Source organism: Acidithiobacillus albertensis, from assembly GCF_001931655.1.
Lineage (GTDB): Bacteria > Pseudomonadota > Gammaproteobacteria > Acidithiobacillales > Acidithiobacillaceae > Acidithiobacillus > Acidithiobacillus thiooxidans.
In genome coordinates, this window is record NZ_MOAD01000114.1 from 1 (window position 1) to 618 (window position 618).

The 618-nt window shown below is 61.2% G+C and carries 1 protein-coding gene; it reads right to left on the reverse strand.

Features of this window, described 5'->3' with window-relative positions; genetic code table 11:
• Positions 1–618 (reverse strand): HAD-IC family P-type ATPase (locus BLW97_RS18405; RefSeq protein WP_143215007.1); only part of this gene is annotated, 618 nt, incomplete at both ends.

The following is a 618-nucleotide window of genomic DNA, read 5'->3' on the forward strand; positions in this document are numbered from 1 at the left end:
CCGCCCGAGCGGATGTTCGGAAGCCGATTCCAACGCTGCAGCCAGACGTAGTGCTTCAGCGGGATCGGGGCCGCCCTGATCAACAAGGGCAGGACGGCCTTCAGTCAATGTGCCGGTCTTGTCGAATAGCACGGTGTCGACATGCGATAGTGTCTCCAGTGCCTCGCCTTTGCGAAACAGCACGCCGAGCTCCGCCGCACGTCCGGTGCCCACCATGATCGCCGCTGGTGTTGCCAATCCCATGGCACAGGGGCAAGCCACCACCAGCACGGCGACTGCCGCGACCAGTGCGATGCTGACATTGCCCGTCAAGGCAATCCAGACGCCGAAGGTTGTCAACGCGATGACCAGTACGACTGGGGTGAATACCCGTACCGCACGATCGGTCAGCCCCTGAATTGGAAGTTTGCCAGTCTGGGCGCTCTCAACCAGATGGATGATATGGGCCAGAACCGTATCATGGCCGATGGAGGTGGCCTCTACGACCAATCGCCCATCATGGCAGATGGTGCCACCCACTACGTTGTCATCCATGGTCTTGACCGAAGGCAGTGGTTCGCCGGTCAGCATAGCCTCGTCTACATGCGCGCGCCCTTCGACTACGCGTCCGTCCACTGG